At 70.0% G+C, this 21264-nt stretch carries 21 protein-coding genes; 8 read left to right on the top strand and 13 right to left on the bottom strand.

The features are described from left to right. Positions 1-89: 89 nt before the first annotated feature. A complete protein-coding gene (gene glf, locus ACT3TD_RS09625; protein ID WP_441578815.1) occupies positions 90-1265 on the bottom strand; it encodes a UDP-galactopyranose mutase in 1176 nt (391 codons plus the stop codon). Between the two features lie 70 nt (positions 1266-1335). Between glf and ACT3TD_RS09620 the strand changes: the two genes are divergently transcribed. Next, positions 1336-2373, top strand: coding sequence for a zinc-binding alcohol dehydrogenase family protein (locus tag ACT3TD_RS09620; RefSeq protein ID WP_301443986.1), 1038 nt, complete (start codon positions 1336-1338; stop codon positions 2371-2373). 23 nt (positions 2374-2396) lie between these two features. Here ACT3TD_RS09620 and ACT3TD_RS09615 read toward each other — a convergent pair whose 3' ends face one another. The 4 genes from ACT3TD_RS09615 to serS form a co-directional block, all read right to left on the bottom strand. Further along, a complete protein-coding gene (locus ACT3TD_RS09615) occupies positions 2397-2903 on the bottom strand; it encodes a YbjN domain-containing protein (RefSeq protein ID WP_301443985.1) in 507 nt (168 codons plus the stop codon). Between the two features lie 135 nt (positions 2904-3038). Further along, positions 3039-3893, bottom strand: a complete 855-nt coding sequence (locus ACT3TD_RS09610; protein ID WP_441578814.1) for an HAD family hydrolase — start codon at positions 3891-3893, stop codon at positions 3039-3041. Then, positions 3894-4817: a lysophospholipid acyltransferase family protein gene (locus tag ACT3TD_RS09605; RefSeq protein ID WP_301443983.1), complete on the bottom strand. Its 924-nt coding sequence runs from the start codon at positions 4815-4817 to the stop codon at positions 3894-3896. It abuts the gene before it with no gap. A 46-nt stretch (positions 4818-4863) separates the two neighbouring features. Then, entirely contained in the window at positions 4864-6138 is a 1275-nt protein-coding gene (gene serS / locus ACT3TD_RS09600; RefSeq protein ID WP_441578813.1) for a serine--tRNA ligase, read from the bottom strand. A gap of 70 nt (positions 6139-6208) precedes the next feature. Here serS and ACT3TD_RS09595 point away from each other — a divergent pair, with 70 nt between their 5' ends. After that, complete coding sequence (locus tag ACT3TD_RS09595) at positions 6209-7252, top strand: septum formation family protein (RefSeq protein WP_301444158.1); 1044 nt, start codon at positions 6209-6211, stop codon at positions 7250-7252. Then, positions 7249-7596 carry a metallopeptidase family protein gene (locus tag ACT3TD_RS09590; protein ID WP_301444157.1) on the top strand — a complete coding sequence of 116 codons (348 nt, stop codon included), beginning with the start codon at positions 7249-7251 and terminating at the stop codon, positions 7594-7596. Before ACT3TD_RS09595 ends, ACT3TD_RS09590 begins: the two co-directional genes overlap by 4 nt. Positions 7597-7635: 39 nt before the next feature. On the opposite strand, the gene ACT3TD_RS09585 is transcribed toward ACT3TD_RS09590, so the two are convergent. Both ACT3TD_RS09585 and pheA read right to left on the bottom strand, forming a co-directional pair. Beyond that, positions 7636-8571, bottom strand: coding sequence for a histidine phosphatase family protein (locus ACT3TD_RS09585; protein ID WP_441578812.1), 936 nt, complete (start codon positions 8569-8571; stop codon positions 7636-7638). Continuing rightward, positions 8568-9551 carry a prephenate dehydratase gene (gene pheA / locus ACT3TD_RS09580; protein WP_301443443.1) on the bottom strand — a complete coding sequence of 328 codons (984 nt, stop codon included), beginning with the start codon at positions 9549-9551 and terminating at the stop codon, positions 8568-8570. Before pheA ends, ACT3TD_RS09585 begins: the two co-directional genes overlap by 4 nt. 37 nt (positions 9552-9588) lie before the next feature. On the opposite strand from pheA, the gene ACT3TD_RS09575 reads away from it, so the two are divergent. Together ACT3TD_RS09575 and ACT3TD_RS09570 are read left to right on the top strand one after the other, a co-directional pair. Beyond that, positions 9589-10962 (top strand): amidase family protein, encoded by a 1374-nt coding sequence (locus ACT3TD_RS09575; RefSeq protein ID WP_301443444.1) that lies wholly within the window; start codon positions 9589-9591, stop codon positions 10960-10962. 5 nt (positions 10963-10967) lie between these two features. Next, a complete protein-coding gene (locus ACT3TD_RS09570; protein ID WP_301443445.1) occupies positions 10968-11726 on the top strand; it encodes a CPBP family intramembrane glutamic endopeptidase in 759 nt (252 codons plus the stop codon). A 45-nt stretch (positions 11727-11771) separates the two neighbouring features. On the opposite strand, the gene ACT3TD_RS09565 is transcribed toward ACT3TD_RS09570, so the two are convergent. Further along, on the bottom strand, positions 11772-13427 hold the full coding sequence (locus ACT3TD_RS09565) for an AMP-binding protein (protein WP_441578811.1): 1656 nt from the start codon (positions 13425-13427) through the stop codon (positions 11772-11774). A gap of 411 nt (positions 13428-13838) precedes the next feature. Here ACT3TD_RS09565 and ACT3TD_RS09560 point away from each other — a divergent pair, with 411 nt between their 5' ends. Continuing rightward, positions 13839-14705 carry a GDSL-type esterase/lipase family protein gene (locus tag ACT3TD_RS09560; protein ID WP_301443447.1) on the top strand — a complete coding sequence of 289 codons (867 nt, stop codon included), beginning with the start codon at positions 13839-13841 and terminating at the stop codon, positions 14703-14705. 231 nt (positions 14706-14936) lie between these two features. Here ACT3TD_RS09560 and ACT3TD_RS09555 read toward each other — a convergent pair whose 3' ends face one another. Beyond that, positions 14937-15995 (bottom strand): ABC transporter substrate-binding protein, encoded by a 1059-nt coding sequence (locus ACT3TD_RS09555; RefSeq protein WP_441578810.1) that lies wholly within the window; start codon positions 15993-15995, stop codon positions 14937-14939. Between the two features lie 137 nt (positions 15996-16132). Continuing rightward, a complete protein-coding gene (locus ACT3TD_RS09550) occupies positions 16133-16570 on the bottom strand; it encodes an SdpI family protein (protein ID WP_301444273.1) in 438 nt (145 codons plus the stop codon). A 55-nt stretch (positions 16571-16625) separates the two neighbouring features. Between ACT3TD_RS09550 and ACT3TD_RS09545 the strand changes: the two genes are divergently transcribed. Beyond that, positions 16626-17957 carry an LCP family protein gene (locus ACT3TD_RS09545; protein ID WP_441578809.1) on the top strand — a complete coding sequence of 444 codons (1332 nt, stop codon included), beginning with the start codon at positions 16626-16628 and terminating at the stop codon, positions 17955-17957. A 34-nt stretch (positions 17958-17991) separates the two neighbouring features. Here the strand turns inward: ACT3TD_RS09545 and tpx are convergent, their stop codons facing one another. From tpx to ACT3TD_RS09530, 3 genes are read right to left on the bottom strand one after another with little or no spacing between them, the layout of a single operon-like run. Continuing rightward, complete coding sequence (gene tpx, locus ACT3TD_RS09540; protein WP_301443674.1) at positions 17992-18489, bottom strand: thiol peroxidase; 498 nt, start codon at positions 18487-18489, stop codon at positions 17992-17994. A gap of 27 nt (positions 18490-18516) precedes the next feature. Further along, positions 18517-19461 carry a DUF5926 family protein gene (locus tag ACT3TD_RS09535; RefSeq protein ID WP_301443673.1) on the bottom strand — a complete coding sequence of 315 codons (945 nt, stop codon included), beginning with the start codon at positions 19459-19461 and terminating at the stop codon, positions 18517-18519. Positions 19462-19498: 37 nt separating this feature from the next. Then, on the bottom strand, positions 19499-20257 hold the full coding sequence (locus ACT3TD_RS09530; protein WP_301443672.1) for a glycerophosphodiester phosphodiesterase: 759 nt from the start codon (positions 20255-20257) through the stop codon (positions 19499-19501). Between the two features lie 61 nt (positions 20258-20318). Here ACT3TD_RS09530 and ACT3TD_RS09525 point away from each other — a divergent pair, with 61 nt between their 5' ends. Continuing rightward, positions 20319-21263 carry a patatin-like phospholipase family protein gene (locus tag ACT3TD_RS09525; protein ID WP_301443671.1) on the top strand — a complete coding sequence of 315 codons (945 nt, stop codon included), beginning with the start codon at positions 20319-20321 and terminating at the stop codon, positions 21261-21263. Position 21264: the final 1 nt, after the last annotated feature.

Below are 21264 nucleotides of genomic sequence, written 5' to 3'. Positions count from 1 at the left end.
GATTCGGGCCGAATGGCTACCTGGGAGGGCGACTATTTTTGATGTTGATGCGCAGTTGAGACCGTTGCGCGGGTGAGGCGGGAACGCCCCTACAGCAGCGGGGAGACCTTGTTGTCGAACATGCTCAGCGCCGCGCCGATGGCCATGTGCATGTCCAGGTACTGGTACGTGCCCAGGCGCCCACCGAAGAAGACGTTGTTGTCGGAGGTCTCGGCGTCGGCGAGCTCGCGGTAGCGCAGCAGCTTCTCGCGGTCCTCAGGCGTGTTGATCGGGTAGTACGGCTCGTCGTCGCCCTCGGCGAAACGGCTGAACTCCTTCATGATCACGGTCTTGTCGGCCGGGTAGTTCTTGCGCTCCGGGTGGAAGTGACGGAACTCGTGGATGCGGGTGAAGGGCACGTCCGCGTCGTTGTAGTTCATCACCGGGGTGCCCTGGAAGTCGCCGGTGTCGAGCACCTCGGTCTCGAAGTCGAGGGTGCGCCAGCCGAGGTGGCCCTCGGAGTAGTCGAAGTAGAGGTCCAGCGGGCCGGTGTAGACCACCGGTGCGTCCGGGTTGGCGGCGCGCAGCTCGTCGCGGACGTCGAACCAGTCGGTGTCGAGGCGCACCTCGATGTTGGCGTTCTTCGCCATGTTCTCCAGCCAGGCGGTGTAGCCCTCGACCGGCAGGCCCTCGTAGGTGTCGTTGAAGTACCGGTTGTTGAAGGTGTAGCGCACCGGCAGGCGGGAGATGTTCGCCGCGGGCAGGTCCTTGGGGTCGGTCTGCCACTGCTTGGCGGTGTAGTCGCGGACGAAGGCCTCGTAGAGGGGGCGCCCGATCAGGGAGATGCCCTTCTCCTCGAGGTTGGCGGCGTCCTCCGGGTTGAGTCCGTCGGTCTGGTCCTTGATGAGGTCACGGGCCTCGTCGGGGCTGTAGTACTTGCCGAAGAACTGGTTGATCAGGCCGAGGCCCATGGGGAACTGGTAGGCGGTGCCGTCGTGCATGGCGAACACGCGGTGCTGGTAGTCGGTGAAGTCGGTGAATTCGTTGACGTAGTCCCAGACCTTCTTGTTCGAGGTGTGGAACAGGTGGGCACCGTACTTGTGGATCTCGATGCCGGTGTCCGGCTCCGCCTCGGAGTAGGCGTTGCCGCCGATGTGGCTGCGGCGCTCGAGCACGAGCACCTTCTTGTCCAGCTGGCTGGCGGCGCGCTCGGCGACGGTGAGTCCGAAGAATCCGCTGCCGACGACGATCAGGTCGTAGGCGCTCTGGTCACTGTTGTCACTCATGGACGGTAACGTTACAGCCCCTGGCCTGCCCGGGTGCGGCGCCATGCCGGTGGCCCTACTATGGGGCCCCATGAGTTCCCGTGCAATCGAGCTGCCCACCACCATGTCGGCCGTCGCGGTCACCGGTGAGTTTCCCGTGGATGACCCCCGCTGTCTCACCGACGTGACCGTCCCACTTCCCGAGGTCGGCCCGCGCGACCTCCTCGTCGAGGTCCAGGCCGTGTCCGTGAACCCGATCGACACGAAGATGCGTCGTCGGGCGGGGGACGCCCTGGCGCGCGGCGAGCAGCCGGTGCTCGGGTACGACGCCGCGGGCGTCGTGCGCGAGGTCGGCGACGAGGTCTCCCGCTTCGAGGTGGGTGACCGGGTGTTCTACGCCGGTAGCCAGTTGCGGGCCGGCACGAACGCCCGCTTCCACGCCGTGGACGAGCGCATCGTGGGCCACCGTCCCACCACGTGTTCGGCGACGGAGGCGGCGTCGCTCCCGTTGACGGCGTTGACCGCGTGGGAGGCCCTGTTCGAGCGGCTCGGCGCGTCCATCGACTCCAACGGTTCGCTGCTGGTGCTCGGCGGTGCCGGCGGGGTGCCCAGCGTGATGATCCAGCTGGCCCGTGCGCTGACCGGGTTGACCGTGATCGCCACCGCGTCGCGCGAGGAGTCGCGTGACTGGGTCGTGGAGATGGGTGCGCACGAGGTCGTCGACCACCGTCGCAACCTCGCGTCCCAGGTGCTGGACCTCGAGCCGGACGGCATCGACCTGGTCTTCACCTCGAACTCCTCCGGCCATGCCGAGGAGTTGGCCGAGATCATGACGCCGCAGGCGCGGCTGTGCCTGATCGACGATCCGGAGGACTTCCAGATCGCGCCGTTCAAGAAGAAGTCGATCTCCATCCACTGGGAGTCGATGTTCACCCGCACCGTCTTCGACACCGAGGACGTGGATGAGCAGGGAGTGATCCTGGACCGCATCTCCGGCATGGTCGACGACGGCAAGCTGATCCCCACCGTCGGCGAGACGATGATCGGCATGAACGCCGCGACGCTGGCCGAGGCGCACAGCGAGATCGAGCGCGGTCACGTCACCGGCAAGATCGTGGTGCGGATCTAGCCTGGCCGTCCCCCGGCCGTCCCCTAGTAGTCGATGTCCTCCACGCCGTCCCCGAACCGCTCGGCCAGGGACGCGAACAGGATGCACCCGCCGGAGATCGCCGACAGGATGTGCTGGCTGATCTGGTCGTCGGCGGCACCGAAACGGTAGTGCACGGCATGCTCGACGGCCACGTAGATGTCCCCGTCCTCGTCCTCGGTCACCGCGGCGCTCGGCATGTGGTGCCCGGAATTCCAGTCGTTGCAGAACTCCAGCAGGTCAGCACGATATTCCGGGGGAAGATAGTCGCTCCAGTACCCGCTGACCGAGAGGATGTCGTCCGCACTACCGGCGAGATTGAAGTAGAAGCGACCGTGGTCCCACTTGCTGCTGATCTCCGCGTAGGTGTCCACCGAGTAGCCGAACTCGAGCCGTTCAAGGGCGTCCATGACGCGGTGGCGTGAGATCTGCCGCAGGACGACGTCCGGGAAATTCGTACGGGACCGGGCGGTGATGTCGGTGGAGTCGGTGGTGTCGTTGACGTGGCTCATGCCGTAGTTCTAACACGGGCCCCGGACACCGGATCCCCGTGTTCGATCGCGGTGTTCGATCCCCGTGTTCGGTCGCGGCACAACGACGGTTTCCGTCCGGCAGGTGACGACCACACCGGACAGCCGCTCAGCCCGTCAGAACCACTGCTCCAGGACCTCGGCGACCCCGTCGTCGTCGTTGGAGGACGTGCGTACGTCGGCGATAGCGGCCACCTCGTCGACCGCGTTGCCCATGGCGACGCCCACACCCGCCCAGCGCAGCATCGCCACGTCGTTCGGCATGTCCCCGAAGGCGACGACCTCCGACGGGTCCAGGGCCGGGACCTCCCCACCGCCGAGGGCGTGGGCCACACCGGAGAGCTTCGAGACCCCGGGAACGTTGATCTCCAGCAGCCCGCCGCTGAAGGACCACGTCACGTGCGCCACCTGCGGGTCCACGACCGGATTGACCAGGTCGAAGAGCTCCGCGCTACCCATCCCCTCGTGCCGGACCAGCAGCTTCACCGCCGGCTTGGCGCACAGCGACGCCAACGGCTCCACCGAGTGCTCCTCGGTCTCCCAGGCGTGCGGGTACTCCGGCTGCACCGCGAACAACTCCGAGGCACGGTCGAAGGCGCTGCGCCCGGCACGTTCCACGGCGAAGGTCACCGGCTCCAGTCCGCGTCCGGCGAGCGCCGGGCCGGTGGCCGCCATGATCTCCGAGGTCACCTGCCCCAGGACGTCCGGCGGCAGTTCCGCGGCGTAGACGATGCGGTCGGCGGCGGAGTCCCACACCACCGCCCCGTTGGCGCACACGCACATCGGGCGCAGCCCCAGCTGCTCGATTACCGGCAGCATCCACCGCGCCGGCCGCCCCGAGGCGGGGATGAACGTCACCCCGGCGGCAACGAGACGGTTGATGACCGCGCAGGCGCGCGGCGAGACACGCTCGGCAGAGGTGACGAGCGTGCCGTCCAGGTCGCTGACGACCAGCGTCGGGGTGGGGGCCACCTAGCGTCCCAGCTTCCCGCGCAGCCGCGAGAGCAGGGACTTCTTCCCACCGGACGCACTCTCCGGCGTGATGCCGGCGGCCTTCTCCGCGTCCCGCCGGATCCGCTCCTCGCGGCGCTTCGCCGCGTCCTCCCGGTCCTTGGTGGTCGCCTCCTCCAGGGAGGGGGCGGAGCCGCCGAGCGAGGCGGGCATCCAGTCCTCCCCCTCGGGGAAGGGTCCGAAGGCCTCGGCGTAGCGGGCGCGGGAGGTGTCGAGGATCGACACCATCGAGTCGTGCAGCCGGTCGGTGGCCTCGCGCGAGGTCCCGTCGAGGTCGACAGGCTCGCCGACGGAGATGATCAGGGAGGCGTCCTTCGGACGCCAGATCGGCTTGCGCCCCTTCGTCCAGATGCGCTGGGAACCCCACAGCACCACCGGGATCAGCGGCACCCCGGCGTCCTGCGCGATGCGCGCGGCACCGTCCTTGAACTCCTTGATCTCGAAGGAGCGCGAGATCGTCGCCTCCGGGAAGATACCGATGAGCTCGCCACCGGCGGCGCGGCGCGTGGCCTCACGCACCGACGCCCCACCGTCCTCCCGGTCCACCGGGATGTGGTGGCAGCCGGACATCGCCGGCCCGGCGACGGGGTTGTCCCAGATCTCCTTCTTCGCCATGAACCGCACCAGTCGCCCGCCGTTGACCGCGGACGGGATGCCGCCGAACACGAAGTCCCAGTACCCGGTGTGGTTCACCGCGAGGATCGCGCCACCGTCGGTGGGGATGCGCTCGGGGTGGTAGATCTCCACCTTCAGCTTCTGGACGTGACGCATCCAGAACTTCGCGAAGGGGATGATGATCCGTCCGTAGAACAGCTCCTTCGACTCCGGGTGTGCGGGCGTGTCCGGCACGCCGGTCGGGATCTCGAAGCCTCTGGGAATCCACATGCCGTGTTACTGCTCCTTACAAGCGTTGGTCGCGTCAGGCGTACTGTCAGGCGTTCTTGGGGGTCAGGACGTCCTTGCCCACGAACGGGCGCAGCGCCTCGGGGACCACCACGGAGCCGTCGGCCTGCTGGTTGTTCTCCAGGATGGCGACGAGCCACCGGGTGGTGGCCAGGGTGCCGTTGAGCGTGGCGGCGATCTGCGCCTTACCGTCCTCATCACGGTAGCGGGTCTTGAGCCGCCGCGCCTGGAAAGTGGTGCAGTTGGAGGTGGACGTGAGCTCGCGGTAGGTCTCCTGGGTGGGGACCCACGCCTCGGTGTCGAACTTGCGCGAGGCGGACGAACCGAGGTCGCCGCCGGCGACGTCGATCACCCGGTAGGGCACCTGCACCGCGGCGAGCATGTCCTTCTCCATCGCCAGGAGCTCCTGGTGCTGCGCCTCGGCGTCCTCCGGACGGCAGTAGACGAACATCTCGACCTTGTCGAACTGGTGCACGCGCAGGATGCCGCGGGTGTCCTTGCCGTAGGAGCCTGCCTCGCGGCGGAAGCAGGACGACCAGCCGGCGTAGCGCGCCGGACCGTCCGACAGGTCGATGATCTCGTCCTTGTGGTAACCGGCCAGGGCCACCTCGGAGGTGCCGACGAGGAACATGTCGTCGGCCTCCAGGCGGTAGATCTCGTCGGCGTGGGCGCCGAGGAAACCGGTGCCGGCCATGATCTCCGGGCGCACCAGCACCGGCGGGATCATCAGCTGGAAGCCGTGGTCGCGGGCCTTCTGCGCGGCGAGGCTGAGCATGCCGAGCTGCAGCAGCGCGCCGTCGCCGGTGAGGAAGTAGAAGCGGGCGCCGGAGACCTTCGCGCCACGCTCCATGTCGATCAGGCCCAGCGACTCGCCGAGCTCCAGGTGGTCCTTCGGCTCGAAGTCGAACTCGCGGGGCTGGCCCACGTGCTCGAGCACCACGAAGTCGTCCTCGCCGCCGGCGGGCGCGCCGGTGACGACGTTGGACAGCTTCATCTGCAGGTCCTGGACGTCCGCCTCGGCGGCCGACTGGGCGTCCTCGAGTTCCTTCACCGCCGCGGAGCGGGTCTTGCCCTCGGCACGCAGTGCGTCGCGCTCCTCGTCGGAGGCGTCCTTCATGGCCTTGCCCATGGTCTTGGAGAAGGCCTTCTGCTCGGCGCGCGCCTGGTCAGCGGCGGAAATGGCCTCGCGGCGGCGCTGATCGGCCTCCAGGAGCCGGTCGACGAGCGCCGGGTCCTCGCCACGGGTGCGCTGGGATTCACGGACGACGTCGGGGTTCTCCCGCAGGAACTTGAGATCAATCATGCCCATTAGTTTAGCTACAGTGGATTCAGCAGTGTCTGTGAAGTCCGGTACTCATGAGAGAATACGTGTCATGCCGCCCAGCAATCCGTCCGCCAGCCCCGACCGCCCTGCCGCCGCAGGCGCCGAATCCACGCCGCACCGCACGCGTCGCAGGACGCTGACCGTGCTGCTCACCGCGGCCCTCGCCGGCGGCGTCGGAGCGGGCGCGTACGAGTTCTTCGCCCCGGAGGGCGCGACCGTGGTCGCGCAGCGTGGCGCGGACCGTACCGAGGAGGCCCCGGAGCTCGTCGCCTTCACCGACGCGGACACCGCCGACTGCGTGAACTGGGAGCAGGACGGCGACGTCGCCACCGACTTCGCCGTCGTCGACTGCGCCTCCCCGCACCGCTTCGAGGTGTCGACCCGCGAGGACCTCTCCCAGTACCCGACCAGTGAGTTCGGCCCGGACGCCCCGCAGCCGGACCTGGAACGCCAGGGGCAGCTGACCTCGGAGATGTGCGAAGGGCCGACCCGGACCTACCTGGACGGGCGTCTGGACCCGCAGGGCCGCTACTCCATCGTCCCGATCCTGCCCCCGGAGGCCGCGTGGGACGGTGGCGACCGCACGATGCTGTGCGGCGTCGCCGTGCCGGAGTCGGACGGCGTGTACGCCGAGGCGACGGGACGCGCCGCGGAGACCGACCAGTCCCCGGCCGAGCCGGCCGAGACGTGCATGCGCGCCGAGGGCGACTCGGTGAACGTGACGGAGTGCGAGGAACCGTACTCCTGGCAGGTCACCTCCGTGGAGAACCTCGGGGAGACCTTCGACGGCACCTGGCCGACCATCGAGGAGCAGAACGACCACCTGGACGCGGTGTGCACCGCCGCGGCCATCGAGTTCCTCGGCGGCGGGGACGACGAGAACCTGTACCAGTCCACGCTGACACCGTTCTGGACGACGCTGCCGCAGGAGTCGTGGAACGCCGGGTCGCGCACCGTGAACTGTGCGCTGACCAAGGGCCGGGAGGACGGCGGCTTCGCCGACCTGCAGGGCGACGTACGCGGCGACTTCACCATCGACGGCAACCCGCCGGCGGACCAGCCGGAGCGTAACCCGCGACGGGACGACCGGTGATCGAGGTCTCCGACGAGGCCTTCGAGGACCTCGTGGACCGCGGATTGCGGATGATCCCGCGCCAGCTGCTGGACGCGCTGGACAACGTGGCCATCGTGGTGGAGGACCACAACGAGGCGGACCCGTCGATCCTCGGGCTCTACCACGGCGTGGCATTGACGGAGCGCTCCGTGGAGTGGCCGACGTTCCTGCCGGACAAGATCAGCATCTACAAGGACGCCCTGTGCAGCTTCTGCTCCACCCACGAGCAGCTGGTGGAGGAGGTGGCGGTCACCGTGGTCCACGAGATCGGCCACCATTTCGGCATCGACGACGCCCGGCTGCACGAACTCGGCTGGGGGTAAGGCGGGGCCAGGACTGGGGCCAGCGCGGGGTCGGGCCGCCTACCCCACCCGCGGTGGTTCCCCGTGCCCGGCCCAGTCGGTGACCTTCCAGCCCTCCTCGACGGCGTCGGCGGCTCCGCTGAGTCCACTGGCTCCGCTGAGTTCCGGGACCTCCAGTTCCACCCGCATCGTGTTCGGCAGCAGGGTGCGCACCGCGAACTCCGGGTCGACCCGCCCGAGGTAGGCGGCGATCAACCGGATCACCGCCCCGTGGCTCACCACCGCCAGGTCCGCCCCGACCCGCTGCGTGGTCGCCAGCACCGGCAACAGCGTGCGGAGGTAGCGTCCCACCACCTCCCGCCCCGTGGAGGCCCCCGGCACCGGCAGGTCCATCGCCCCGCCGAGCCAGTCGGCGAAGGTGCGGTGGTAGCCGTAGTGGGCCTCGGCGTCCTCACGCATCTCGTAGCGTCCGGCGGGGATCTCGGAGATCCCCGGCACCGCACCCGGCATCACCAGAGGCAGCGCGGCAGGCGCGGCAGGCGTGTCCGTCTTCACCGACGCCTCCCGCTCCGCGGCACCGGCCTCCGCCACTCCCCCGCCCAGGGCGACCGGTGCACCGGCCGTCGCGGACTCCTCCGGGCCCAGCTCCCCGAGCTCCACCTCACCGTGGTCGACCCCGTCGGTCACCTCGAGCTCGGCGAGGTCCGCCAGGGCGTCGGAGAAGTCGCTGCCCGGGGCCGTGGACTGCAGCTGGAGACCGAGACCGCTGCCACCCACGACGATCCCCGCCGCCGTCTGCCGGGCGCGCAGGGCCTGCGACGACACCAGCGCCAGCGGCGCGTCCTGCGTGTCCTGCTCGCCACCGAGGCGCTCGCCGGCGGCGCGCGCCTGCGACCAGCCAAGGTCGGTGAGGGCGGCGCCCGGCAGCCGTGTGTCCAGGGCATGGCTGATGTTCGAGGTCGTCTGCCCGTGGCGGATCAGCAGCAGTCGGCTCATGCCGGACCCCCCTCGGCCAGCTGCCGCACCCAGTCCCACGACGCCGCGTAGTCCGGCGGCACCGAACCGTCCGGCCCGTCGGCGCCACCGACCCAGCCCTCCTGCGGCCAGGACCCCAGGAACCGGATGCGTTCACAGTAGCGGTGCAGGCCTGCCAGGGCCTCCGACACCGCGGCGTCCTCCAGGTGCCCCACGATCTCCACGTGGAAGTGGTACGTGCCCGCCTTCTCCCGCGTGGGCCGCGACTCGATGCGCGACATGTCCACCCGGCGCGTCGCCAACTCCATCAACGCCATCACCAACGACGCCGGGACGTTCGGCACCTGCAGCACGATGGCGGTCCGGTCGTGCCCCGTGCGGGGCGTGGGTGTCTGCGGCAACCCGACGAGCACGAAACGCGTGTGCGCCCCGGCGACGTCCGCCACCCCGTCCGCCAGCGACTCCAACCCGTGGATCTCGCCCGCCCGGGCCGGTGCCGCCGCGGCGTCCGCCTCCCCGGCGGCGACCGCCGCGGCAGCCGCACCGTTGGAACTCGCCGGGACGAAGGAGGCGTCCGGCAGGTGCCCGCCAAGCCAGCGGCGCACCTGCGCCTCGGCGACGGGGTGCGTGGTGAACGTGCGCACGTCCTGAAGGCGTGTGCCGGGGCGCACCAGGATCGAGAAGACCACCGGCACATCGTGCTCGCGCAGGATCTGCACCGGCACGCCCGAGGCCAGGGAGTCAAACGTCTGGGTCACCGGGCCGTCCACGCTGCTCTCCAGGGCGACCACGGCGCGGTCGACCTCGCCGGAGCGCACCAGGTCCAGCGCCGCGGCCGGGGAGCTCACCGTGCGGTGGACGACGTCGGACGGCAGGTGCCCGGCGCCCGTGAGGTTCAGGACGGCCTGCTCGGTGAACGTGCCGCGGGGCCCGAGGTAGGCGACCTGCGTGGTGGCGGGAGATGCGGAGGGTGTGCTGGCCGGTGGGGCGGTCTGCTTCATGCCACCAACCTACCGGGGCGCCGGTAGTGTGTCCGACATGAATCCCTCCCCGCGCACCACCGAGGCGGTGACGGCCCGACTCGACCGCGCCTGCGCCCGCACCGGACTGACCCCCGCGGAGCTCGGGGTCGCCAGGATCTACGACCGACCCCACAGCGACGACACCGAGTTCGGCCCCCTGCGCGGGGTGGACGTCCTGGTCAAGGACCTCAACCTCGTCGCCGGGGAGGTCACCTCCTTCGGCTCGTTCGGCAACGACGTGGTCCCCACATCCCACGACACCGCCGTGGCCCGCCTGCTGCAGGACGGCGCCCGCCTCGTCGGCGCGAGCGTGACCGCCGAGTTCGGCGCCACCGTGTACACCGAGCCGGCGCACGGGCCCGGCCCGGTGAACCCGGTCGACCGGCGGATGACCACCGGTGGTTCGTCCTCCGGGGCGGCCGTGGCCGTGGCGCGCGGCATCGTGGACGTCGCCCACGCCAACGACGGCGGCGGGTCGATCCGCGTGCCCGCCGCCGCGGTGGGACTGCCCGGGCTGAAACCCGCGCACACGGTCGGCGGCGGCGTGCTCCCCAACCCTGCGGCGCAGGGGGTGATCGCCCGCGACCTGGAGCTCACCGGACGCGCGCTGGGCATCACGCACGGTGGTGCCACCGGTGCCGGCGCTTCCGCACCGGGCCGTCGGCTGAACCTGGGGCACACCAACCGGCCCTTCCACACCGACACCGCCGTGGACCCCGCCGTGGCGAACGCGACGGCGGCCGCGGCGTCCCTGCTGGTCACCAGCGACGCCATCGCCGGGGTTCGTCCGGTGCCCGCCCCCTACCCGGTGGAGCACTTCGAGGTGTACTCGCGCATCATGGCCGCGCGGTGCCGGGACCTTCCTGACCCGTCGACGGTGATGCCCGGCTGGCTCCGGCAGCAGGGCCGGGCGCTGAGCCCCGCCCAGGTCGCGGACTCCGCGGCCGCCGTCGCCGACCTGCCTGCACAGGTGCTGGACGCCTGGGGTGCCGGGGACGCCGACGCGCCGGTGGACGTCGTGGTGACCCCGATGCTCGCTTGCGCCCCACCGCCGGTCGGCGCCTTCTCCCGCTACTCCGCCGCCGGTGACCCCGCCACCGACTTCCTCGCGCAGACCGCGTGGACGCCGTGGGCGACCCTGTGGAACCTCACCGGTTGGGCCGGACTGTCCGTCCCGCTGGTCACCCCGGAGCATGCCGCCGGACGCTGGCCGGTGTCCGTCCACCTGGGCGCCGTCGCCGACCGCGCGTCGGCCGCCGACCTGCTCGGCCTGGCGTCCCACCTGCAGGACGCCGTCCGGCGCATGATCGACGCCGACCCTGCCGTCCTGCAGGCGCTGACCCTCGACGGGCCCGGCGACATCACCCGGCTGCTCCAGGACACACCGTGACCTCGGTGACTGGCACGCAGGTGGCCTCTGCCGGGCCCGCCGACCGTCGGGCGATCCGGTGGGAACTGCTCATCGTCCTGGCGGTGACCTTCGGTGCGTCCGGCGTGCGCTCGGCCCTGCGGCTGCTGGAGGCCGCGACCCGACCGGAGAACCTCAACGAGCAGACCACCACCCTGAATGCCCGCCAGTCCACGCTGGCGTGGCTGGACCCCGCCTTCCAGCTGATCTCCACCGGGGTACTGGTCGCCTGGGGCGGGCTCGCCCTGTTCCTGCTGCTCCGCCACGTCCCACCGACACTGTCCCTGCGTCCCCGGTGGCGCGACGCCCTGCCCGGCGCGGGACTCGCCGCGCTGATCGGGGTACCCGGGCTGGCGTTCTACGTGGGTGCGGTGCAGCTGGGGCTGTCGAAGGAGGTCGTGCCGACCGGGCTGGACCGCAGCGTGCAGGACCTGGTGCTGCTGGTGCTGAACTCCTGGGCCAACGGCTTCGCCGAGGAGATCCTGGTCGTGGCGTGGCTGTGCTGCCGGCTGCGCCAGCTACGCGTGCCGTGGGTGTGGGTCTTCCTCGCCTCCGCCGTGCTACGCGGGAGCTACCACCTGTACCAGGGCTACTCCGCCGGCCTGGGGAACATGGTGATGGGTCTGGTGTTCGTGTGGTTCTTCTACCGCACCGGCCGGGTGTGGCCGCTGGTCATCGCCCACGGGTTGATCGACACCGTGGCCTTCGTCGGCTACCAGGTGCTGGGGTCCACGCCGGGGTTGTGACCGGCGGCGCGGACGACAGCATCGGAAGCCCTGGACAGGTGCGGCTCAGCCGAAGACGGTGAGCTCGCGCTTGACGACCTTGCCGATCGGGTTACGCGGCAGCGGCTGGTCCATGAGCACCACGTCGCGCGGGACGGCGGGGGCCATGAAGTTGTCCCGCACGTGGTCGCGGATGTCGTCCTCGCTGACGCCCACGCTGCCGTCGGTGACCACGTAGGCCTTGACCCGCTGGAACTTCTCGTCGTCCTCCACGCCCACGCAGTAGGACTCCGACACCCCGTCGACACGGTCGATGATGTCCGCCACCGAGGTGGGCCAGATGTTCTCGCCGCCGACGATGATCATGTCGTTGTTGCGGCCGAGCACGCGCAGCCCCCCGGTGACCGGGTCGACGACGCCCTTGTCGCCGAGGTCCAGCATGCCGTCGCGGTACTCAGGCTTGTCCCGGTCGCCCAGGTAGCCCTTCATGGACATGGCGTTGTGCGCGTGGATGATGCCGACCTCGCCGGGGGCGACCTCGCGGCCGGTCTCCGGGTCGAGCAGTTCCAGGCGGCCGTTCCACACGCGGTGGCCCGCGGTGGTGGGGTCCTCAGCCAGGTCCTCCGGGGTGGCGTAGGCGACGAGCAGTCCCTCGGTAGAGCCGTAGCCGCTGGACAGGATGTTGCCGTAGCGCTCCTGCAGACCGCGGACCAGGTCCTCGCTCATGGCGTTGCCGGCGTTGAGGATCCAGGTCATCGTGGACAGGTCGTAGGAGCCGTCGTCCTCGGCGAGCACGTCCTTGAGGAAGACCGCGGAGCTCAACGTGCCGGTGCACTTGTAGTCCTGAATCTGCTGCAGCACCACCTTCGGGGTGAACACGCGCTGGGTGACCAGGGTGCAGCCGGCGGTGATGGCGAGCACGGCCGCGCCCCAGCCCAGTACGTGGAAGAGGCTGGCGGTGAGCTGCAGCCGGTCGCCGGCCTTGACGTCCAGTCCCTTCAGGACGGGACCGAGGACGCCGACCGGGAAGCTGGGCTCGCTGTGCGCCACGGCCTTCGGCGTGCCGCTGGTACCCGAGGACATGAGCACCACGCCGCCCTGGCTGGGGCGGGAGGGGAACCGGTCGTCGGCGGCCCCGGGGTTGGCCCAGAAGTCCTCGATCGTGGGGTAGTCGATGTCCGTGCGGTGGCCCTCCGCGGCGTCGGCGTGCACGAGGGTGGCGCCGAAGTCGGCGAGCTCTGCCGGGTCCTCGGGGAAGCGGTCGTCGAACTCGGAGTCGTAGAAGATCACGTCGAGCTCGTGCTCGCGGACGATCTCGGCGATCTGGTGCTTGCTGGCGCCGACGTTCAGCAGGAACACGGTGAAACCGAGGTAGCCCTTGGCGGCCAACGGGAAGAGGAAGCCGCGGCCGTTGCGGGCCATGATGCCCACGCGGCTCTCCGAGGTGATGCCGTGGCTGGCCAGGGTGTGCGCGGTGAGCCGGGAGTAGTTGGTGAGCTCCTGGTAGGTCAGTTCACCCTGGTCGTCGACCAGTGCCAGGCGGGAGGGGAACCGTGCGGTCGATCCCTCGAGGAGGCCGGCGAGGCTGGTGCCGTAACGTCCCAGGGCCTTGGCGACGCCCAGGCCCCCGGCCGGTGTGGACCCCTTGAGGAATCCGGTGTCTACGAAGGCCTTGGCTCCTTTTACAGCGCCTTTGAGGTCATAGGACAGCTGCTCGAACACTGTCTCTCCTTTACGTGGGTTGTTGGTCGTGTCTGTTCACGGAAGATGTTCACGGGGTCCGCCACGGGCCCGGGTGTCCCGTGCAAGGTACGCCGGGGCGGGACGTGGCGAAAGTCAGGGTGCGGTCGGCGGGCGGTCGGCGGCGGGCGGGAAAAATTACTTTCGTCCACCATACCGGCGTACGGGTGCTCTACGTTACCCGCAAGTCCGGATCGCCCCGCCCCCTCATGTCACTTGCGCAACATAGGTAACTTTAACCCCAGGGGTTACATTCCCGCAGATTAGCGGTTAAAGTCACGCTAATGTAACGTCGTTGCCCCGGGGAACGGTTGAGGAGACCGGATCCGTCCACGACCTGTCGGGGACACGTCGGGACACCACATGACACGTTTCACGAGAGGAACCTCAGCAATGAGCGCACGACACCGCACCGCGTCGCGGGCAGGACGCCGCATCGCCGGACTCGCAGCCGCAGCCGTGGCCACCGTCGCGGCCCTGTCCGGGACGTTGCTCTCGGCACCGGAGAGCCAGGCCGCCCCCGGCAACACCGTGGTCCTCGGCGACTCCGTCGTCGCCAACCCGGACATCTACAACTACCTGGCCGGCAAGGGACTGCCCCTGCCCGACCCGATCCTCAGCGGCTCGGGCTGCGGCACGGACAACCGGTTCACCAACTCCTACGCCCAGGCGTCCAACAAGAACGTCGACAACTACTCCTGCGCCGGCGGCTCCTACCGCACCGGCGGCATGCAGGTCAGCGAGCAGGCCCGGCGCGCCCAGGCCGGCGGCGCCCTGAACGCCGGCACCAGCGAGGTCGTCATCTGGGCCGGTGCCAACGACACCTACCCCTACATCCTCGGCGACAAAATGCCGGTCTCCCAGATCGAGTCCCAGCTGCGCGCCTCGGTCAACCGCACCGTCGCCCAGGTGAAGGCAGCCGCACCGAACGCGAACGTGAAGGTCCTCGGCTTCCCGCACATCACCAATGGTGCCGGCCAGGTCTGCCCGATCAACGTGATCCCCAACGTGCAGGTGCCCAGCGCCTTGTTCCAGGTCTCCGACATCGAGTGGGCCCTGGAGCGCGCCCTGCGCGCCGGTGCCAACGACGCCGGCGGCCAGTTCGTCGACCTCAAGGGTCCGAGCAACGGGCACGAGATGTGCTCCAACGACCGGTGGGTCGTCGGCCTGATCGACACCACCTCGCAGCGTCGCAACCTGCCGCTGCACATGACGGACGTCGGACTGCGCGCCATGGGCCGCGCCGCTGCCGCCGCCTGACACCGGACGAACAGCCCTCCTGACGCGGGGCCCGTCGGTCATCTGACCGACGGGCCCCGCGTCATTTCTTCTGCCCCGCCCTCCCCCGCCTTCCCCCGCCCTGCTCCGGCCAGCCGGCCCCCGGACCGGCCCCACATTTCGCACCCCATAAGAATCTGCACCGAATATGACCTGGTGTTTCATGCTGATCAGGCGCTTATGGGGTGCGATGATTGCCGTCGGTTCGGAGCATCAGTCCACGGTGTCGGCGAGCAGCGGGGCGAGCGTGTCCAGCGCCCAGCGCGACGACAGCGGACCGGGGTAGGCCACGGCCCACGCCAGGTTGCCCTCGTAGTGCTCACCGTTCGCCTCGAAGGACGCCTCGTTGCCCTGCTTGAAGGCGTTGTTCGTGATCATCAGCACCTGGCCGTCCTGCACGGCGGGGATGCTGCGGAACACCGCGTTGTCCTCGAGGTCACCGGCCTGGCCGTCGGAGTTGTCCAGGACCACGACCACGTCGGCGGCGAGGTCGTCCACCCGCTCGGCGCTGAGCTGCACGCCCTTGAGTTCCGCGGTACCCGGGTCGTCCTCGAAACCGATGTCACCGAACAGCGTCGCGGCATCGGTGCCGGACGGGTTGAGCAGCCGCATCTCGTCCATCCCGAAGTACTGGATCAGCGAGACCGTCTTCCCGGCGAACTCCGGGTGCTGCTCACGGATCGTCACGGCGGCGTCCTCGGTCTGCTCGATGACCTGGTCGGCGCGCTCCTCCTCGCCGAGACTGGACAGGGTCTGCTGCCAGTTCCCCGCCACGTCCTCCATGTCCTCCGCGGCGATGACCGGGGCGATGTCCGAGAGCTGGCCGTAGACGTCCTGCAGGTCGAGCTGGCTGGCGACGATGAGGTCGGGCTCGGCGGCGGCGATCTCCTCCAGCGGCGGCATCCCGTCGCCGTCGTAGGCGAAGGTCGTGTCGGGGACTCCGCCGTCGGTGTCCTCCAGGGCGTCGACGGTCCACACCTCCTGCTTCGGGGTGTTCTCCGGCCAGATCACCGGACTCTGCCCCATCGAGGCGATGATGTCGGGATCCTTGTAGCCGACCGCGGCGATGCGCTCCGGCGGCGCCTCGAGGGTGCTCTCACCCCAGGGCGTGGTGAACGTGACCGGGGTGAAGTCCGCGGCGGAGGTCTCCCCGCCGTCCTCCCCGTCCTCGGAGGTGCACGCCGTCAGCGTGAGCGCGGTGGCCGCGGCGAGGGCCGTGAGGCTCCCCAGCACACGACGGGAACGGTGGACGAGGTGTGGTGATGAAAGCACAGGCGCATCCTTCTCGGTGGGGCGACGGCCGACGGTCGCGGCACGGTCGCGGTGGACTGGCACACGTCAGAGTGCCGGTCCGTCGAGAATACACCAAGGTCAGGCTGCCCTGACCGGTTGCAGCGCCCCGGAGGCGACTACCGCTTCTTCCCCTTCTTCTGCTTCGCCTTGCCCTTCGCCTTACCCTTCTTTCCCTTCTCCGCCTCAGCCGCCTCAGCCTCCCTGGCCGCGCGGTTGGCCGTCAGCGTCACCGGAACCAGGCTGACCACGACCACGAAGAAGGGGACCACGCCGAGCGCGGTGACCCAGGCACCGTCGAAGAAGAAGGAGAGGACGATGATGACGAACGCCAGCAGCGACACCCCCAACGTCACCCTCCGCGTGACCGGTTCGGCGGCGGTGTGGCCGGCGGTCCAGGCCGCGTCGCCGGACTTCGTGGCCGGCGTCCTGATCCCCACCGCGCCGGAACGCGGCAGGTCTCCCCGGGCGGCAGCCTTCGTCACCTGCGAGACGACCATGGCCAGGACCACCGCCATGACCGCGGGAAACGCGACCGCCATCAAAGAATCACTCATGGTCAGCATCCTACTGGACTCCGTTTTCGACCCCTCCAGCCCGTAGTATGTCCCCATGTCACCAACCTCCCCCGACAACGACGGTCGCTCCCGGCACTCCGCCGGGGACTCCTCCGGGGACTCCGTCGCCCGCGACAGGAACGGCCGTCCGATCCTCGACAGGTACGGACGCCCCGTCCCCCGCCGGTCGTCGGCACCGGTCCCGCCCCCGCAGGACGCCACCCGCACCTACGGGGACGGCGCCGGGCACGCCGGACGCCACGAGGCGCCGCAGGCACGGCAGGAGCCGGCGGCGCAACCGCCGCAGTACCGTCGGCAGCCGGAGCAGCCGCCGCAGGCGGCCCCCTACCAGCCGCCCCAGCAGTACCGGCAGAACCAGTACCAGAACCAGCAGCCGTACCAGCAACAGGCGCCGCCGCGTCCTGCCGAGCCGGCGGAACGTCCTGCGCAGCCGCGCCGCCCCCGTAAGAAGCGGCGCATCCGTCCGCTGCGCATCATCGGCGCGTTGCTACTGGTCATCGTGCTCGTCGTCGCCGGCACCGCCTGGTGGGTCGACTCGCACATCAACCGCATCGACGCCCTCACCGACTACGAGGGACGCATCGGCAACACCTCCGGGACGAACTGGCTGCTCGTCGGCTCGGACTCACGCGTGGGCATGAGCGAGGAGGACGGCGAACGCTACGCCGCCGGCGACCTCTCCGACGAGGGTGCGCGTACCGACACCATCATCGTGGTGCACGTCCCCACCTTCGGCGGCAAGCCCACCATGGTGTCGATCCCCCGCGACTCCTACGTTGACGTCCCCGGCTACGGCCAGGACAAGATCAACTCCGCCTTCTCCTACGGCGGCCCGCAGCTGCTGCAGCAGACCGTGGAACAGGCCACCGGCATGCGTATGGACCACTACATGGAGATCGGCTTCGGCGGCTTCGGCAAGATCGTCGACGCCGTCGGCGGTGTGGAGCTGTGCCCCGCCGAGGCCATCGACGACCCGATGGCCGGCCTCAACGTGGAGGCCGGCTGCCAGGAGATGGACGGTCCCACGGCCCTCGGCTACGTGCGCACCCGCTACACCTCGGCGAACGGGGACCTCGACCGGGTGAAGCGCCAGCGTGAGTTCCTCAGCGCCGTGGTCTCCAAGGTCGGGTCCTTCGGCACTCTGGCCAACCCGTTCCGGGCGTTGCCCCTGATCAACGCCTTCTCCGAGGCGCTGACCGTGGACGAGGGCGACCACGTGTGGCACCTGGCGCGCCTGGCGTTCGGCATGGTCCGCGGTGCGGACCAGCAGACCGTGCCCGTCGGCGGCTTCGCCGACACCGACGCCGGCAGCGTGGTGCTCTGGGACGACGAGGCCGCCGAGGAGCTGTTCAGCGACATGCGCTGACCGTTCAGTTCAAGTCCGGTCAGCTCAAGCCCGCTCAGTTCAGGACGGCGAGGGCGGCGTCGTAGTCCGGCTCGGTGGTGATCTCCGGGACGAGCTGCGAGTGCAGGACGGTACCCTCGGCGTCCAGCACCAGCACGGCGCGGCCCAGCAGGCCGGCCAGCGGGGAGTCGGTGAGGGTCACGCCGAAGTCCTCGCCGAAGGAGGAACGGAACGCCGAGGTCGCCTCGACATTCTCGATGCCCTCCGCGGCGCAGAAGCGGCCCAGGGCGAAGGGGAGGTCCTTGGAGACGGACACCACGGCGGTGTTCTCCAGCCCGGCGGCGCGCTTGTTGAACTCACGCTCGGAGGCGGCGCACACGCCGGTGTCCACCGAGGGGAAGATGTTGAGCACCACGCGCCTGCCGCGCAGGGAGTCGCCGTTGACGTCCTTGAGCTCTGCGGAGACGGTGGTGAAGTTCGGGGCCTGCTCGCCGACTGCGGGCAGGTCACCGACGGTGTGGGCGGGGGTTCCTTGGAATGCGGTATCAGCCATGCCACCCATGGTGGCACAGAATGCCCGTCAGCGGATCGTGACCTCGCGGGCGACGATCGTCTGACGCGACTTCTGCTCCTCACCGGTCAGCGGCGAGGAGTCCCCGGAGAGCTCGGTCAGGGCGGCACCGATCCGCTCGTCCAGCTCCTTGAGCGGGGCGGCGAACTCGGAGGCGTCCACGGTGTTGTCCAGGTCGAAGACCGGCACGAGGATGCCGTGGGTGCGGAAGACACCGGCGAAGCGGGTGTCCTCACCCAGGTTGAGCTGGCCGGCGGCGTGCACGCGCGCCAGGGCGGGCAGCAGCTGTGCCTCGGTCTCCGGACGCACCCAGCGGATGTGGGCCTTCTCGCCCGGGTCGATCCACCAGGCGGCACCGGTGACGTCGACGTCCACACGCACGCTCGGCAGCACCGAGGCGTTCGCCTGGTCGAGGGTCGCCACGACCTGCGGGTTGGCCCGCTGGTCCTCGGTGAGCCACCAGTTGAAGTCCTCACGGACCTCGATGGACGGGGTCTGCCCGGCGACGAGCAGGTCCGCCAGTGCGGGCTCGGAGCCGTCGGCGACGGCCACGTCCAGGCTGGTGCCCGGCTCCGCGTCCTTCACCCAGTTCAGCGCGAAGGCGAGGTCGCGGTTGGGGTTGTCGCCACGGTGCTGGGTCTGCAGGGCGACGAGCGCCTCGCCACCCTCCTCCTCGGCGCGGACGAGGGCCGCCGCCGCACCCGGCAGGACGGTGCACACCGTCACCGGGCGGGTGAAGCCGGCGTCCGCCACGGTCTCGGCGGTGAAAAGGGCCGAGGGGACGAACTCCTGCAGCGCGATCAGGTCGGCCTCGGCGGCGAACCCGTCGTACGGGCGCGGGTCGCGTTCGAGCGCGGCACGCTCGGCGGCGCGCTTGGCGAGCTTCGCCTGCCGGCGGCTCATGCCCTCCGGCAGGTCGTCCTGGTTCTGGTTCTTCCTGTTCTTCTTAGCCACGGGGCACAGTCTAGCCGGTGCACCGCCGAGGTCGCCGCTACCGCAGGGCCACCGCGCCGCGCAGCGTCTCACGCGCGCGGTCCGGGTAGTCCGTGGCGGCCCACCGCACACCGTGACGGTGCAGCCACAGCAGGTCGTCCTGCCGGTTGGCGGTGAACACGTAGGTGGAGTCACCGACGCCGGCGACGTCCTGCGGCGCCTGCCGGGCGCGCGCGACGGAGAACCCCTGGCACTGCGCCACGCCGGCGGGCTCCAGGTGCTTCGCCAGACGCCACATCCGGTACTCCTTGCGCAGGTAGATCCGCGGGATCTGCGGGTTGAGCGCGGCGAAGCGGGCGAGGGAACCGTGGTCGAAGGAGATCAGGTGCACCCCGGCGTCCTCCTGCGCCAGGCCGGTGGCGTGCAGCTCGCGGTTCACCGCGGCCTCCAGGCGGCCGTCGCGCTCACCGGCACTGCCGAGGCGTTTGGTCTCCACGAAGAGTTCGGGACGGTACGTCGCGGTGCGCGCGTCGCGCACGAACTCCAGCAACTCGCGCAGGGTCGGGACCTGCTGGGGACGCTGCGTGGTGCCCACGTTGACCTCCCGCAGCTGCGCCAGCGTCATGTTCACCACGGTGCCGGTGCCGTCGGACGTGCGGTCCACGGTGGCGTCGTGGATGACGACGGGCACCCCGTCGGCGGTGAGCCGGACGTCGCCCTCCAGGCCGTCGGCGCCGAGCTCCACGGCGAGTTCGTAGGCTGCCAGGGTGAGCTCGGGGCGGTAACCGCTCGCCCCACGGTGCGCGATGATCTTCACGCCCCCATTGTTACCCGATACCCACGGTGGTGCCGCCGTCAGCCCTGTACTATGAATTCCCGTGGAAGATTATCCGGCAGTCGCCCGCCCCACGCCGGGAGTGGGGCAGGGACGGGGCGTCCCGAGCAGGTCGGTCAGCGACACCGCCCTGGTCTTCGAGGGCGGGGCGATGCGCGCGGCGTTCTCCTCGGCGATGGTGCAGGCACTGCTGGAGGAGGGGATCCAGTTCGACTGGGCCTACGGCAACTCCGCCTCCGCGGTGCACGTGGCCACCTACCTGTCCAAGGACACCCGCCTGGCCCGCGACTACTTCACCGTGTTCCCCGGCGACCCCCTGTTCGGCGGCATCCGCCCGTTCCTGCGCGGCGACGGGTTCTTCAACGCCCGCTACATCTTCGGTCCCGACGCCCAGGTCGAGGACCGCAGCATGGTCCCCGACTGGGACGCCATCAAGGCCAGCCCCGGCAACTTCCGGATCTCCGGGTTCAACGGGCGCAGCGGTGAGACCGTGCACTGGTCGCGCGAGGACATGAACGGCTTGGACGACTTCCTGCGGCACGCCCGCGCCTCGGCGTCGCTGCCGATCGTCATGCCGCCGACGAAGATCGGCACGGAGACCTACTTCGACGGCGCCTTCGGCTCCACCGGGGGCATCCCGGTGGACTCCGCGATCGAGATGGAGGGCTTCGACCGGTTCCTCGTGGTCATGACCCGCACCCGCTCCTACCGCAAGAGCGCCTCCCGGTTCACCTGGTTCGTGAAGAAGGCGTTCCCGCAGTACCCGGCGTTGGCGCAGTCGATGCTGGACCGGCACGCCCGCTACAACCGCACACGCGACTGGATCTTCGAGCAGGAACGCCGCGGCAAGGCCTATATCTTCGCCCCGCACCGCATGCCCCTGGGCAACGGCACCCGCAAGCTCAACGAGCTGGCGGAGACCTACGAGGCCGGGCTCGCCCAGGCGCGTGAGGAGATGCCGCTGATCCGGCGGTTCCTGCGGGTCTGAC

The organism is Corynebacterium sp. AOP36-E1-14, from assembly GCF_052377495.1.
Lineage (GTDB): Bacteria > Actinomycetota > Actinomycetes > Mycobacteriales > Mycobacteriaceae > Corynebacterium.
This window is presented reverse-complemented; position numbering and strand designations above follow the sequence as displayed.